Genomic DNA, 15,114 nt, shown 5'->3' with positions numbered 1-15,114 from the left:
TACACTGACCCGATGACCTCCTCGTCTTCGACCCTGCGCGTCGCCCTCCCGGTGCCGCTGCCGCACTTGTTCGACTACGCCCCGCCGCCCGGCCCGGCCCCGGATCTGGCGATGACCGGGCAGCGGGTCCGGGTGCCGTTCGGCTCCCGGGAGCTGGTCGGGGTGGTGGCGGGGATCGGCCAGGTGGAGGACCCGGGCAGCCTGCGGGCGGCGATCGAGTGGATCGACACCACCCCGCTGGTCACCGGCGAGCTGTGGCGATCGCTGCAGTGGCTGGCGCGCTACACCCATGCCCCCCTGGGCGAAGTCATCAGCACCGCCCTGCCCGGCCCGCTGCGGCGCGGGGAGGCCGTGCCGGATACCCATCAGTGGGGCTGGCAGTTGACGGACGCTGGCCGCGACCCGCAGCCCAGGCTGCGCAGCGGTACCCGCCCGCAGCGCCTGGCCGAATGCCTGGCCGAGGGCGTGGTGAACGAAGACCGGCTGGATACGTTGATGGACGACTGGCGCAGCGCTGCCCGGTCGCTGGCCAAGCGCGATCTCGTCGAACGGATCGCGCTGGCGCACGCGCCGGCCGTGGCATCGCCGGCCAGCGGCCCTGCCCCGAATGCCGAACAGGCCGAGGCGATCGCCGCGATCACCGCCGCCGACGGTTTTGCCGCCTACCTGCTCGATGGCGTGACCGGCAGCGGCAAGACCGAGGTCTACCTGCAGGCGATCGTCGCCTGCCTGGCGCGGGGCAAGCAGGCGCTGGTGCTGGTGCCGGAGATCGGGCTGACCCCGCAGACGCTGTCGCGCTTCCGCAACCGCCTGGGCATTCCGGTGCATGTGCTGCACTCGGGCTTGAACGACAACGAGCGTGCCCGCGTCTGGGCGGCCGCCGCGCGGGGCGAAGCACAGGTCATCGTCGGCACGCGTTCGGCGGTGTTCACCCCGCTGCCGAATGCGGGCCTGATCGTGATCGACGAGGAGCACGACGGCAGCTACAAACAGCAGGATGGCATCCGCTACCACGCGCGTGATTTCGCGCTGGTACGCGCCAAGGCGCTGGACGTGGCAGTGGTGCTCGGCAGCGCCACGCCGTCACTGGAATCACTGCACAACGCGCAGGCCGGGCGGTACACCCACCTGCGCCTGAAGCAGCGCGCGGGCGCGGCGCGACCGCCGGTGGTCCGCGTGCTCGACGTGCGCAAACGGCCGCTGCGCGATGGGCTCTCGCCGGAAGTGCTGGCCGGCATCACCCAGCACCTGCAGGCCGGGCACCAGGTGCTCGTCTTCAAGAACCGCCGCGGCTATGCTCCCGTGCTGCTCTGCCACGACTGCGGCTGGACCGCACCGTGCCAGCGCTGTGATGCGCCGATGACTGTGCACGCCGGCGGCCGCCGCCTGCAATGCCACCACTGTGGCGCACGCCAGTCCGCGCCGCTGGCGTGCCCGGACTGCGGCAGCCTCGCGCTGCAGCCGCAGGGCATCGGGACCGAACGGCTGGAAGAACACCTGGTCGAGGCCTTCCCGGACTTTCCGGTGATCCGCATCGACCGCGGCACCACCGGCAAGCGCGATGCGCTGGAAACCCAGCTGGCCTCGCTCGGCGATCGCGCGGGCATCCTGGTCGGCACGCAGATCCTGGCCAAGGGCCACGACCTGCCGAAGCTGACCCTGGTGGTGGTGGTGGGGATCGATGAAGGCCTGTTCTCGGCCGACTTCCGCGCCAGCGAAAAACTCGCGCAGCAGCTGATCCAGGTCGCCGGCCGCGCCGGGCGTGCCGTGGATGCCGGTGAGGTGTGGCTGCAGACGCATCACCCCGGGCATCCCCTGCTGGAGACGCTGGTCAACGGCGGCTACCACGCCTTCGCCGAGGCCGAACTGCAGCAGCGCGAAGCGGCCGGTTTTCCACCGTTCGCGCATCTGGCGCTGCTGCGTGCCGAAGCCCAGCAGGTGGAGCATGCCAACGCGATGCTCAGTGCGGTGCGCGCGTTGATTCCCGACGATGCCGCGGTGGAACGTTACGGCCCGATGCCGGCACCGATGCCCCGCCGAGCCGGCTACCAGCGCACCCAGCTGCTGTTGTCCTCACCCGCCCGGCGTCCACTGCATGGCGTGCTGGATCAGGTGACGCCGCAGATTTCCGCGCTGCCGCAGGCACGCAAGGTGCGCTGGTCGCTGGATGTGGATCCGATGGATCTGTATTAGGCCGGCACGGCCTCTCAGGTCAACGCCGTCATGACCCCACGCTGATACGCCGGCCGCTGCTTCAACCGCTCGTACCACGCCGCCAGATGCGGCAGGTCCGGGCGCTGGATCGGCATCTCGAACCAGGCATAGATGAAGGCGCCCAGCGGGATATCGCCCATCGCGAACTGCTCGCCGGCCAGATACGGCTGCCGCGACAGCGTGTCATCGGCCATCGCCAGCAGCTCGCCGGAGCGCACCAGCGCCGCCGCGATACGGGCCTCGTCGCGGTCGGCCGGGGCCGTCCGCAGCGTGCCCCAGAACAGATCGCGGAACACCCCGGCGAAGCTCGAGGTGGTCCAGTCCATCCACTTCTCAGACTGCGCGCGCGCCACCACGTCCTCCGGGTACAACGTGCCCAGCGCGTAGCGTGCGCAGAGATAGCGCACGATCGTATTGGACTCCCACAGCGGCAGGCCGTGGTCCTCGATCACCGGCACCAGTCCGTTGGGATTCATCGCACGGTATTCCGGCGACTGCGTGCCACCGAATGCACCGCCGACCTCGATCGACTCGTAGGGCGCCCCGATCTCCTCGGCACACCACAGCACTTTGCGCACGTTGCTGGAATTGCGACGGCCCCAGATTTTCAGCATGGTCGGACTCTCGTAGCGGGCGATGCGCGGCACCGGGGTCGCGCGGTGCCGCTACGATACGCCCAACCGCACGCCGTTACTTCGCCGCCTTCGCCGCACTCTTCTTCGGCAGCGCGCGCACATAGGTCGATTTGCCGTCCTTCTTCATCTCGAACAAACCGGTCGCGGCCAGCAGATCGCTGAGTTTGCCGTACCCGTAATTGCGCGAATCGAAGGAGGCCTGGTTGCCGATCTGGCTGCCGACCGGGCCCAGGTGCGACCAGCCATCCTCGGCTTCGGCCGAGGTCACCGCGCGCCGCAGCATCTGCACCAGCCGGGTGTCGTTGCGCAGCTCCGGGCCGCTCTTGCGCGGGCGGGTTTCCTCGTTGTCCTGCTCCACCTCCTGATCGGCCGCATGCGGCTGACCCAGGGCTTCGATATAGGTGAACTTCGAGCAGGCGTTGACGAACGGCTCCGGCGTTTTCTTTTCGCCGAAGCCATACACCTTGACCCCGTCGGTCAGCAGGCGCATCACCAGCGGGGTGAAATCCGCATCGCTGGAGACGATCGCGAAGCCGTCCAGGTTGCGGGCGTACAGCATGTCCATCGCGTCGATCACCATCGCCATGTCCGAGGCGTTCTTGCCGCGGCTGTAGGCGAACTGCTGGATCGGGCGGATCGCGTATTCGTGCAGCACCGATTCCCACCCTTTCAGGCGCGGGCTCTTCCAGTTGCCGTAGGCGCGGCGGACATTGGCCACGCCGTAGCGGGCGACTTCGGCCAGCACCGCATCGATCTTGGACGAGGGCGCGTTGTCGGCATCGATCAGCAGGGCGATGCGCTTTTCCGGTTCGGACATCTCGGTCTCCAGCGTGGGATCGGATCGGCCATCGGGCAAGCGCGATGGCCCCTGAACCCAGTATCGGCCATCGACGTGAACATCGCGCTTCACGTGCGACCATGGGCCGCATCACGAGACGAACTGCGCCGCCCCCCTCCGGCGCCCGCCAAGGAGTGAAGCATGACCCGCGATCCCACGCCCCACCTGCTCATCATCGGTGGTGGTTTTGCCGGCCTCTGGGCCACCCGTGCCCTCGCCTCGGCGCACGTGCGCATCACCCTGGTGGACCGTCGCAACCACCATCTGTTCCAGCCCCTGCTTTACCAGGTGGCCACGGCGGGCCTGTCGGCCCCGGATATCGCCGCGCCGCTGCGTCACATCCTCGGCGACCAGCGCAACGTTGAAGTGCGGCTGGGCGAAGTGACCGACATCGACAAGGCGGCGCGCACCGCGACCCTGGCCGATGGCACGCAGATCGCCTACGACACCCTGATGCTGTGCACCGGCGCCACCCACGCGTATTTCGGCCACGACGAATGGGCCGCCGATGCGCCGGGCCTGAAGACGCTGGATGATGCCATCGCACTGCGCCGCAAGCTGCTGCTCGCCTTCGAGCGCGCCGAGGCCGAACCCGATCCCGCGCGCAAGGCGGCGTGGCTCAGTTTCGCCGTGGTCGGCGGTGGCCCCACCGGCGTGGAACTGGCCGGCACCCTGGCCGAGATCGCACGGCACACGCTGCGCAATGAGTTCCGCCATATCGATCCCGCCTCGGCCAAGGTCCGCCTGGTCGAGGCCGGCCCGCGCGTGCTGTCGACGTTCCCCGAAGTGCTCTCGCTCAAGGCGCGTCGGCAGCTGGAGAAGCTGGGCGTGGAAGTGCTCACCGGCACCCCCGTCAGCGACATCAATGCCGAAGGCTTCCAGCTCGGCGACCGCTTCGTCGAGGCCCGTACCGTGGTATGGGCCGCGGGTGTCGCCGCCTCACCGCTGGCGCGTACGCTGGACGTCCCACTGGACCGCGCCGGCCGCGTGCCGGTGCAGCCCGATCTCACGCTGGACGGCCACCCGGAGATCTTCGTCGCCGGCGACCTCGCCGCACTGACCCAGGCCGACGGCAAACCGGTGCCCGGCGTCGCGCCGGCGGCCAAGCAGATGGGCAAGCACGTGGCGACCACGATCCAGGCACGCCTGGCCGGCAAGCCTGCGCCGGGCCCGTTCAACTACCAGGACTTCGGCAACCTGGCCACCATCGGCCGCATGGCCGCGATCGTCCACCTCGGCCGCCTGCAGCTCTCCGGCGTGCTGGCCTGGTGGTTCTGGCTGGCCGCGCACGTGTTCTTCCTGATCGGCTTCCGCAACCGCGTCGTGGTGCTGCTGAACTGGGCGGTGGCGTACTGGAGCTACCAGCGCAGCGCGCGGATCATCTTCGGCGATGCACAGGATGATCGTCGGCCGAAACGACCGCCGACGCCCTGATCGTCCTTGCCGCAACGGTGGCAGCCGGCCGTGCCATGGCTGCCATCGCTTACTTCGGTTTGCTGTACCACAGCGCGTTGACGATCACCCAGCGCTCGCCGAACCGCCCCATGTGGAAATAATCCACGAACCACGGGGTTTCCAGCCGCACCGAGGCGGCGTTGCCAACGACATCGAGCACCTTGCACTGCCGGTTCCACGCGGCCTTCGGCGTCTTCAGCGCGCCGGCCCGGGTCAACCCGACCAGTTCCTCTTTCGACATCCGGCGCAGGCCAAGCCGCTCGTCCGGCGTATCGCCCAGGATCGCGCGCTTGGCCAGGTCCGGGTGCAGCGAGCGCGCCACGCGCTCGGGATTTCCTTCCAGCTGCCCATCCACGTAGTCGAAGCAGGTTGCTTCGATGGCGGCCAGCGTGGCCGGATCAGGCCCATGGGCCGCCGGTGTGGCGGCCGTGGCAACCGCGAGCATCAGGGACAACGTCGACATCGATTCTCTCCGGCAGGGGGACGTTCGAACGGATCACGCCGCATTGCGGTGGCTCACCCCTGCGACAGGCATCCCCAGCCGTCGACCTGGCCGCTGTAGGAGACCGCCTCGCTGGCCAGCAGACCTTCGAAGCCCGAGATGTTCTGGTGCGTCGGCAGCATCAGCGGATGCACCACCACCTGCCATGGGAACTCATCGTTGCCTTCGTACGCGGCGAAGGACACCTTCTGGTCGTTCTTGAGCAGGTGCACGGCGAAGGCGATCGCCACGTCCTGGGTCGGGAAGATCAGCGCGAAATCCACCTCGCGCGGAATCGTCAGATCGTCGCCGTCCTGCAGCATGTTCCAGAGCACATCGCCATTCTCATCTTCCGGGTACAACGACAGATCGCGGGACATGGCACTCCAGGGCTTGGGCAAGCGGATCAACGAACGATGCTCGATGGTATGCCGCCAGCGGAGCCCCGAACAACCCGCGCGCGGCGCTACGTGGGATCGGGCAGCGCCAGCCACGCCAGCTTGCGCTCCCGCGGTTGCCGCTTGAGCTGCCACTCGGCCTTCGAGGCCGCCGCGCGGTCCGGGTAGGCGCGCATCGCCAGCACCTTCACCGGCGGGTTGGCCCGCGTGTATTTCGCCCCTTTACCGGCGAGGTGGGCCTGGAAGCGCGCGTCCACGTCGTTGCTGATGCCGGCGTAATAGCTGCCGTTGCGGCATTCAAGCAGGTACAGGTACCAGAGGGCGGGTTCAGCGGGCATACCGGGATTATCGCCCGGTGCGGGCCCGGCGGCTGCTAGAATCCGCCCCGGATGCAGGAGAGAGGCGCCGCGCTGGCGCCCGCCGAAGGCGCAGGCTCCCATAATCGCTCAGGCCGGTGGCTGCACAGCCACCAACCATGCATCCGACACGCCGATCTGGAGAGAGGTCTTCAATGACCCGCCGAAGGGGCACGTGGCCTTGGCCACCGAACTCTCAGGCAAAAGGACAGCGGGAGCGGCAACGGAATCCCACCCACGACAGTGCAGCGGCGCTGGCGTGACGCGTGCGCGTTTCCGTCCCCGCCTGCCGTGTTTCCGGAGCCACCCCCATGCTGCTCTCCCTGATCTACCTCATCGCCATCTCGGCCGAAGCCATGACCGGCGCGCTGTCGGCCGGCCGCCGCCGCATGGATCTGTTCGGCGTGGTCATCATCGCCTGCGTCACCGCGCTCGGTGGCGGCTCGCTGCGCGACATCGTGCTCGGCCACTACCCGCTAGGCTGGGTGAAACATCCGGAATACCTGGGCTTCACCATCTGCGCGGCACTGATCGCGACCTGGGTGGCGCGCTGGATGCACCATTTCCGGCGCACCTTCCTGGTGCTCGATGGCCTGGGCCTGATCGCCTTCACCCTGATCGGCTGCGCGGTCGCACGCGAGGGCGGGCACACCGTGCCGATCATTCTGATCGCCGGCATGCTCACCGGTGCGTTCGGCGGCGTGCTGCGCGATGTGCTGTGCAACGAGGTGCCGCTGATCTTCCAGAAAGAACTGTATGCGGTGATCACCCTGCTCACCGGGGCGGCCTACCTGACCCTGCTGGAACTCGGTGTGTCGCTCAACGCGGCGACGCTGTGGTGCCTGGGCGGCGGTTTCCTGTTCCGCCTGCTGGCGATCCACTTCAAATGGGAAATGCCGAAGTTCGTGTACCGCGACGAGGTGCATTGAACGGAACGTTCAATGCACCGGTAGCACCCGACCGTTGGTCGGGTGGCGGCGTGTACCGACCAACGGTCGGTACCTACCGACGGCATGCATGCGCCTTCCCGTGACCACCTTGGACGGATGACGCAATGCACCCATCCATCCGGGCCCTGCCCCGCCCCATGACCAAGGGCATGTGAGTGCAGGCACCCACACGCGGTACCATGACGCCCCCGCCCCTCCCGGGTCGGTATCCAGCCACGCTGCGGCATTCGACCAGCGGCCCCGCCAGACAACCCCACTTCGCCCCGCCTGCCCCCACGGGCCGGTAAACCATGGACGCGTTCGCCGTGTGGCGTACGCGCAGGATGCCCCATGTCTGCCCCGCTCCCCTCGCGTTCCCGTCGTCTGTTCAAACCGCTGTTGGTCGTGGCCGTACTTGCCGCCGCCGTGATCGCCTGGCGGGTGTTGTCGCCCGCGCCGACCGCCGAGGCCGCGCCTGCGAGCACCGCCACCCCGGTACGCGTGGCCACCGCAACGCAGGAAGACCTGGTGGTGCGCCTGAAGGCGCTCGGTACGGTGACGCCGCTGCATACGGTGGGCATCCGCAGCCGCGTGGATGGCGAGCTGCTGCGGCTGGCGTTCTCCGAGGGCCAGCACGTCACCGCCGGCGAGCTGCTGGCCGAGATCGATCCGCGCCCGTTCCAGGTACAGCTGTCGCGTGCGCTGGGCACCCAGCAGCAGAATCTGGCCGAGCTGGACAACGCCGAGAGCCAGCTCAAGCGCTTCGCCGAACTGCAGAGCAAACACTTCGTCTCCGCGCAGGACCTGAGTGATCAGCAGAGCAAAGTGCGCCAGTTGCAGGGCCGTCGCCAGACCGACCAGGCGGCCGTGGATGAAGCGCGCCTGCAACTGCAGTACACCCGCATCACTGCACCGGTGGCCGGGCGCATGGGCCTGCGCAACGTGGACGTCGGCAACCTGGTGCGTAGTGGCGATACCGAACCGCTGGCCACCATCACCCAGACCATCCCGATCAGCGTGCTGTTCACCGTGCCCGAGCCGGACCTGCCGGCGGTGGTCGCCGCGGCACGCGCGAATCCGCAGCTGACTGTGGAAGCCTGGGACCGCGAAGAGCGCACCGCGCTCGGCGACGGCGTGCTCTCCAGCCTGGACAACCGCATCGACACCGCCACCGGTACGCTCAAGCTGCGCGCGCAGTTCGCCAATGCCGATGAGTCGCTGTTCCCCAACCAGTTCGTCAACGTGCGCCTGCAGGTCAGCAGCAGCGATGCGGTGGTCATTCCGAACGCGGCCGTGCAGTTCGGCAGCAAGGGCAGCTACGTCTACGTGATCGCCGCCGATGCCACCTCGCATCTGCGCAACGTGGTGCTCGGCCCGGCCGATGGCGAGCGCGTCTCGGTGCGCGAAGGACTCAAAGCCGGCGAGCGCGTGGTGGTGGAAGGCATCGACGGCCTGCGCGACGGTGCCAAGGTCGAGGTGGTGGAGCAGGACCCGCCGCGGACCGGCGCATGAACCTCTCGCGTCCCTTCATCGAGCGCCCGGTCGCGACCACGCTGCTGATGGTGGCGCTGCTGCTGTCCGGCGTGATGGCCTACCGCCTGCTGCCGGTCGCGGCACTGCCGCAAGTCGATTACCCGATCATCCAGATCACCACGCTGTATCCCGGCGCCAGCCCGGACGTCACTACCAGCGCGGTCACCGCGCCGCTGGAACGGCAGCTCGGGCAGATTCCCGGCCTGAAGCAGATGTCCTCGACCAGCTCCGGCGGGGCGTCGGTGATCACCCTGCAGTTCTCGCTGGAGGTCGCGCTCGGCGTGGCCGAACAGGAAGTGCAGGCCGCGATCAACGCCGCCGACAGCTTCCTGCCTGACGATCTGCCAGTGCCCCCGGTGTATCGGAAGGTCAATCCCGCCGACACCCCGATCCTGACCCTGGCGGTGACCTCGCAGGGGCTCTCACTGCCGCAGGTGCACGATCTGGTCGATACGCGCATGGCGCAGCGCCTCTCGCAGCTGCCCGGCGTCGGCCTGGTCAGTCTGGCCGGCGGTCAGCGTCCGGCGGTGCGCATCCAGGTCAATCCGTCCGCGCTGGCCGCCAACGGCCTGAGCATGGCCAGCATCCGCACCGCGATCGGCACGGCCAACGTCAACATGCCGAAGGGCAGCTTCGACGGTCCGACCCGCGCGATCATGCTCGATGCCAACGACCAGATGCGCTCGGTGGCCGAGTACCGTGCCCTGATCCTGGCCTGGAAGGATGGCGCACCGCTGCGCCTGGGCGACGTCGCCACCATCGAAGATGGCGCCGAGAACCGCCAGCTGGCCGCGTGGTCGGGCACCACCCCGGCCGTGCTGATCAACATCCAGCGCCAGCCCGGTGCGAACGTGATCGCCGTGGTCGACCAGGTGCGTGCGCTGCTTCCGCAGCTGCAGGCCTCGCTGCCCGCCGGCGTGGATGTGGCCATTCTCAGCGACCGCACCGAATCGATCCGCGCCTCGATCCGCGGCGTGCAGCACGAGCTGCTGATCGCGATCGCGCTGGTGGTGATGGTCACCTTCGTGTTCCTGCGCAACATCCCGGCCACGATCATTCCCAGCATCGCGGTACCGCTGTCGCTGGTGGGCACGTTCGGGGTGATGCTGCTGGCCGGCTTCTCGCTCAACAACCTCACCCTGATGGCGCTGACCATCGCGACCGGCTTCGTGGTCGACGATGCGATCGTAATGCTGGAGAACATCGCCCGTCACCTGGAGCGCGGCGCGACGCCGATGCAGGCGGCACTCAAGGGCGCCAGGCAGATCGGCTTCACCCTGATCTCGCTGACCCTGTCGCTGATCGCGGTGCTGATCCCGCTGCTGTTCATGGCCGACGTGGTCGGCAAGCTGTTCCATGAGTTCGCGATCACGCTCGCGGTCGCGATCGGCATCTCGCTGCTGGTCTCGCTGACGCTGACGCCGATGATGTGCGCGCGCCTGCTCAAGGCCGGGCATGCCACCCGTCGCGATGCCGACGGGCACGAATCGGCGCAGCAGGGCGACCCGTTCGACCGCGTCGTGGCGGTCTACGACCGCCAGCTGCACTGGGTGCTGCGGCGCCAGCCGATGATGCTGGCCGCGACCGTGGCCACGCTGGTGCTGACGGCGCTGTTGTACGTGTGGGTGCCCAAGGGCTTCTTCCCGGTGCAGGATGCCGGGCTGATCCAGGGCATCAGCGAGGCGCCGCAGTCGATCTCCTTCCAGGCGATGTCGCAGCGCCAGCAGGCACTGTCGGCGGCGTTGCTGGACGACGAGGACGTGGCCAGCCTGTCCTCGTTCATCGGCGTGGACGGCAACAACGCCACGCTCAACAGCGGGCGCCTGCTGATCGAATTGAAACCGCACGCGCAGCGCGAAGCCGATGCGCAGGCGATCATCGCGCGGCTGCAGCAGCGCGTGGCACATGTGCCGGGCATCAAGCTGTACCTGCAGCCGGTGCAGGAGCTGGGCATCGAGGACCGGATCAGCCGGACCCAGTACCAGTTCACCCTGACCAGCCCGGACATCGCGCAGCTGGAAACCTGGACACCGCGCCTGCTCGCCCACCTCCAGCAGGCACCGGCGCTGGCCGACGTCGCCAGCGATCTGCAGAACCAGGGTCTGCAGGCGCACGTGGTGATCGACCGCGTGGCTGCCGCGCGCCTGGGGATCAGCGTGGAGACCATCGCCGACGCACTGTACGACGCGTTCGGGCAGCGCCAGATCTCCACCATCTTCACCCAGGCCAACCAGTACCGCGTGGTGCTGGAAGCACGCCCGGACGTGGCCTTCGGCCCGGACGCCATCGCCCGCCTGCACGTTACCGGGCCGGACGGACGGCAGGTGCCGCTGGGCGGCATCGCACGGATCGAGCAGCGCCCCGCGCAGCTGCTGATCAACCACGTCGGCCAGTTCCCGGCGGTGACGTTCTCGTTCAACCTCGCCCCGGAGGCGTCGCTGGGCGAAGCGGTGGAGGCGATCGAGGACGCACGCGCGGCGATCGGACTGCCGACCAGCGTGGAGCTGCGCCTGCAGGGTGCGGCCGATGCGTTCCGCGCGTCGCTGTCGAGCACCTTGTGGCTGGTGCTGGCGGCGGTGGTGGTGATGTACCTGGTGCTGGGCGTGCTCTATGAGAGCTTCATCCACCCGATCACCATCCTCTCTACCCTGCCCTCGGCCACGGTGGGGGCGTTGCTTGCCCTGCTGGTCAGCGGGCGCAGCCTGGACCTGATCGCGGTGATCGGCATCGTGCTGCTGATCGGCCTGGTCAAGAAGAACGCGATCATGATGATCGACTTCGCGCTGGAGGCCGAGCGCGAGCACGGCATGGCCCCGCGTCAGGCCATCCATCAGGCCGCATTGCTGCGCTTCCGCCCGATCCTGATGACCACGCTGGCCGCGTTGTTCGGCGCGATTCCGCTGATGTTCGCCAGTGGCTCGGGCGCGGAATTGCGCCAGCCGCTGGGCCTGGTCATGGTCGGCGGGCTGATCGTCAGCCAGGTGCTGACCCTGTTCACCACGCCGGTGATCTATCTGTTCTTCGACCGCTTCCGCCAGCGCCCCGCGCCGGTGACCGACGAGGCTGACGAGGCGCTGGCGTGAGTCCGCTGTCGCGGGCGATCGGCTGGTTCGTCCAGCATCCGGTCGCCACCGTGCTGCTGGCAGTGGCGGTGGTGCTGGCCGGCCTGCTCGGGCTGCGCCTGCTGCCGGTCGCGCCGCTGCCGCAGGTCGACTACCCGGCGATCAACGTCAGTGCCAGCCTGCCCGGCGCGAGCCCCGAATCGATGGCGGCCAACGTCGCCACGCCGCTGGAACGTGCCCTGGGCACCATCCCGGGGCTGACCGGGATCGACTCGGCCAGTACCCAGGGCTCGACCCAGGTCGAGTTGAAGTTCGCGCTCGGCCGCAACGTGGACGATGCCGCGCGCGACGTGCAGGCGGCGATCAACGCGGCGCGCGCGCAGCTGCCCAGCGGCATGCCGGGCATGCCGCAGTACCGCAAGGTGAATCCCTCGCAGGCGCCGATCATGGCGCTGGCGCTGAGTTCGGATAGCCTCTCGCCGGGGCAGATCTACGACGTGGCCTCCACCGTGATCGCGCAGAAACTCGCGCAGATTCCCGGCGTCGGCGAGGTGCAGGTGGGCGGCAGTTCGCTGCCGGCCGTGCGCGTCTCGCTGGATCCCAATGCACTGAACCACCACCGCATCGCGCTGGACGACATCGCCGCGGCGATCCGCAATGCCAACGCCCTCAAGCCGCTGGGGACGGTGGCCAGCCAGGCCCGGCAGTGGCAGCTGGAAGCCACGCTGCAGCTGCGCACCGCCGCCGAGTACCGCCGCCTGATCGTGGCGATGCGCGATGGCCGCCCTGTCTACCTGGAGGACGTGGCCGGGATCAGCGAAGGCGTCGAGGACCGTTACGCCAGCGGCTTCCACAACGAGCGCCCGGCGGTGCTGCTGATCGTCAGCCGCCAGCCGGACGCCAACATCATCGAGACGGTCGACGCCATCCAGGCGCAGATGGACACGCTGCAGGCACTGCTGCCGGCCAACATCGACATGCAGGTGGTGATGGACCGCTCGCCGGTGATCCGCGCCACCCTGCGCGAGGCCGAACTGACCCTGCTGCTGGCGATCGCCCTGGTGGTGCTGGTGGTGCTGGCCTTCCTCGGCCACTGGCGCGCAGCGCTGGTGCCGACCGTGGCGATCCCGGTCTCGCTGCTGGGCGCGCTGGCGATCATCGCCCTGCTCGGGTTCTCGCTCAACACGCTCTCGCTGATGGCCCTGATCGTGGCGGCGGTGCTGGTGGTCGACGATGCGATCGTGGTGCTGGAGAACATCGCCCGCCATCGCGAGGAAGGCGCCTCGCCGATGACCGCCGCGCTGCGCGGCGCGGGTGAAGTCGGTGCCACGCTGCTGTCGATGAACATCGCGCTGGCCGTGGTGTTCATCTCGATCCTGTTCCTGGATGACTTCGTCGAGAAGCTGTTCCGCGAGTTCTCGCTGACCCTGGTGGCAGCGATGGGCGTCTCGCTGCTGGTCTCGCTCAGCCTGACCCCGATGCTGTGCGCGCGCCTGCTCGGTCAGGCACGGCCCGGCCCCGGCAATGGGCTGCAGCGCGCCGGCACCGCGCTGTTCGAGCGCCTGCGCGGCGCCTACGTGGGCAGCCTGCAGACGATGCTGCGCTGGCTCGCGCTGCCGCTACTGCTGTTCGCCGGCGTGATCGCGTTGAACGTGTGGCTGTTCCAGCAGGTGCCCAAGGGCATCGTGCCCAAGCAGGACACTGCCCAGCTGCGTGGCTTCGCGCGCGGCGACGACGGCCTCTCGTTCCAGGTCATGCAGCCCAAGATCGAGGCCTACCGCAAACTGCTGCTGGCGGACCCGGCGATCAGCGACATCATCGGGTACATCGGCGGCCGCAGCGGGGTCAACAACGCCTTCATCATGATCAAGATGAAGCCGCTGGCCGAGCGCAAGGTCTCCAGCCAGCAGGTCATCGACCGCCTGCGCGCCAACATGCCGAAGATTCCGGGCGGCGGCATGTTCCTCTGGGTGGACCAGGACATCAAGCTGGAAGGCAGCGGCGACAGCGGCCAGTACGAGTTCCAGCTGCTCTCCGGCGAACTGGAGCCGCTCAGGCAATGGACGCCCAGGGTGGCCGATGCACTGCGCGCCCTGCCCGAGCTGGTCGATGTGGAATCCAAGGGCGATGAAGGCATGCGCCAGGTGGTGCTCGACATCGACCGCGATGCCGCGGCACGCCTGGGCGTGGACATGCGCATGATCGCCTCGGTGCTCAACAACGCCTTCAGCCAGCGCCAGGTCGCCACGCTGTACGACACCCTCAACCAGTACCGCGTGGTGATGGAGCTGGACCCGCGCTACACCCAGGATCCCTCCACGCTGGAGCAGATCCATGTGATCGGCAAGGACGGCCAGCGCCTGCCGCTGTCGTCCATCGCGCGGTGGGCGTACGGCATGGCACCGGACCGGATCTATCACAGCCAGCAGTTCGCCTCGGTCTGGATCGAGTTCGCGCTGGCGCCCGGCGTCACCCTCGACCAGGCGGTGAAAGCGGTGGACCAGGCCATGGGCAGGATCATGCTGCCCACCCATGTGCAGGCGCGGCTCAGTGGCGAGGCCGGTGGCTTCGAGAAGCTGCGCGAGCGCCAGCTGTGGCTGATCCTCGGCGCGATGCTGGCGGTGTATCTGGTGCTGGGCGTGCTGTACGAGAGCTTCGTGCAGCCACTCGCGATCCTCTCCACCCTGCCCTCGGCGGGCGTGGGCGCATTGCTGGCGCTGATGGCATTCGGCAACGAGTTGAACCTGATCTCGCTGCTCGGCCTGTTCCTGCTGGTGGGCGTGGTGATGAAGAACACCATCCTGATCATCGACTTCGCACTGTCGGCCGAACGCGAGCGCGGCCTGTCGTCATACGACGCGATCTGCGAGGCGGCACGACTGCGGTTCCGCCCGATCCTGATGACCAGCGTGGCGGCCCTGCTGGGCACGCTGCCGCTGATGCTGGCGACCGGTGAGGGCTGGGAGATGCGTCAGCCGTTGGGCATCGCGATTGTCGGCGGCCTGCTGGTCAGCCAGTGGCTGACCCTGTACACCACGCCGGCGATCTATCTGGCCTTGGCGAAGCTGCGGCGCGCCGCGTGATCATCGAACGCGCGACACCCCACGGGTAGAGCCACGCCATGCGTGGCTGCTTCTGCATACGGCGCTGCGGCGTGGGGGCGCTGCGGTACTGCGGCGCTGGGTATTGTGCGCAGCCACCCATGGGGTGGCT

At 68.5% G+C, this 15,114-nt stretch carries 11 protein-coding genes and 2 riboswitches; of the genes, 6 read left to right on the top strand and 5 right to left on the bottom strand.

Annotation, left to right across the window (positions count from 1 at the left end):
* Positions 1-12 precede the first annotated feature (12 nt).
* Positions 13-2,193, top strand: coding sequence for a primosomal protein N' (locus ABE473_RS07780; RefSeq protein WP_346489106.1), 2,181 nt, complete (start codon positions 13-15; stop codon positions 2,191-2,193).
* 14 nt (positions 2,194-2,207) lie between these two features.
* Here the strand turns inward: ABE473_RS07780 and ABE473_RS07775 are convergent, their stop codons facing one another.
* Both ABE473_RS07775 and ABE473_RS07770 read right to left on the bottom strand, forming a co-directional pair.
* Positions 2,208-2,828 (bottom strand): glutathione S-transferase, encoded by a 621-nt coding sequence (locus ABE473_RS07775; protein WP_346489062.1) that lies wholly within the window; start codon positions 2,826-2,828, stop codon positions 2,208-2,210.
* A gap of 76 nt (positions 2,829-2,904) precedes the next feature.
* Entirely contained in the window at positions 2,905-3,666 is a 762-nt protein-coding gene (locus ABE473_RS07770; RefSeq protein WP_123730048.1) for an NYN domain-containing protein, read from the bottom strand.
* A 162-nt stretch (positions 3,667-3,828) separates the two neighbouring features.
* On the opposite strand from ABE473_RS07770, the gene ABE473_RS07765 reads away from it, so the two are divergent.
* On the top strand, positions 3,829-5,121 hold the full coding sequence (locus ABE473_RS07765; RefSeq protein WP_346477809.1) for an NAD(P)/FAD-dependent oxidoreductase: 1,293 nt from the start codon (positions 3,829-3,831) through the stop codon (positions 5,119-5,121).
* 49 nt (positions 5,122-5,170) lie between these two features.
* Here ABE473_RS07765 and ABE473_RS07760 read toward each other — a convergent pair whose 3' ends face one another.
* The 3 genes from ABE473_RS07760 to ABE473_RS07750 form a co-directional block, all read right to left on the bottom strand.
* Positions 5,171-5,605, bottom strand: a complete 435-nt coding sequence (locus ABE473_RS07760) for a nuclear transport factor 2 family protein (protein ID WP_179459921.1) — start codon at positions 5,603-5,605, stop codon at positions 5,171-5,173.
* A 53-nt stretch (positions 5,606-5,658) separates the two neighbouring features.
* Complete coding sequence (locus tag ABE473_RS07755) at positions 5,659-6,003, bottom strand: ribonuclease E inhibitor RraB (protein WP_176988052.1); 345 nt, start codon at positions 6,001-6,003, stop codon at positions 5,659-5,661.
* A gap of 86 nt (positions 6,004-6,089) precedes the next feature.
* Positions 6,090-6,359, bottom strand: coding sequence for a GIY-YIG nuclease family protein (locus ABE473_RS07750; protein ID WP_121040315.1), 270 nt, complete (start codon positions 6,357-6,359; stop codon positions 6,090-6,092).
* Positions 6,360-6,403: 44 nt separating this feature from the next.
* Positions 6,404-6,497, top strand: a riboswitch (glycine riboswitch).
* An 8-nt stretch (positions 6,498-6,505) separates the two neighbouring features.
* Positions 6,506-6,597: riboswitch (glycine riboswitch) on the top strand.
* 91 nt (positions 6,598-6,688) lie between these two features.
* Between ABE473_RS07750 and ABE473_RS07745 the strand changes: the two genes are divergently transcribed.
* The 4 genes from ABE473_RS07745 to ABE473_RS07730 all read left to right on the top strand — a co-directional run bounded on the left by ABE473_RS07745 (position 6,689) and on the right by ABE473_RS07730 (position 14,984).
* On the top strand, positions 6,689-7,306 hold the full coding sequence (locus ABE473_RS07745) for a trimeric intracellular cation channel family protein (protein WP_019183564.1): 618 nt from the start codon (positions 6,689-6,691) through the stop codon (positions 7,304-7,306).
* Between the two features lie 351 nt (positions 7,307-7,657).
* Positions 7,658-8,818, top strand: coding sequence for an MdtA/MuxA family multidrug efflux RND transporter periplasmic adaptor subunit (locus tag ABE473_RS07740; protein WP_346489061.1), 1,161 nt, complete (start codon positions 7,658-7,660; stop codon positions 8,816-8,818).
* Entirely contained in the window at positions 8,815-11,922 is a 3,108-nt protein-coding gene (locus tag ABE473_RS07735) for an MdtB/MuxB family multidrug efflux RND transporter permease subunit (RefSeq protein ID WP_346489060.1), read from the top strand. The genes ABE473_RS07740 and ABE473_RS07735 overlap by 4 nt, the downstream gene beginning before the upstream one ends.
* Positions 11,919-14,984 (top strand): efflux RND transporter permease subunit, encoded by a 3,066-nt coding sequence (locus ABE473_RS07730; protein ID WP_346489059.1) that lies wholly within the window; start codon positions 11,919-11,921, stop codon positions 14,982-14,984. Before ABE473_RS07735 ends, ABE473_RS07730 begins: the two co-directional genes overlap by 4 nt.
* The last annotated feature ends 130 nt before the right edge of the window (positions 14,985-15,114 follow it).

Origin of the sequence: Stenotrophomonas sp. TWI700, from assembly GCF_039673645.1 — a bacterium.
Taxonomy (GTDB): domain Bacteria; phylum Pseudomonadota; class Gammaproteobacteria; order Xanthomonadales; family Xanthomonadaceae; genus Stenotrophomonas; species Stenotrophomonas maltophilia_AA.
Note: the sequence above shows the minus strand (reverse complement) of the source record. Positions and strands in the feature narration are given on the sequence as shown.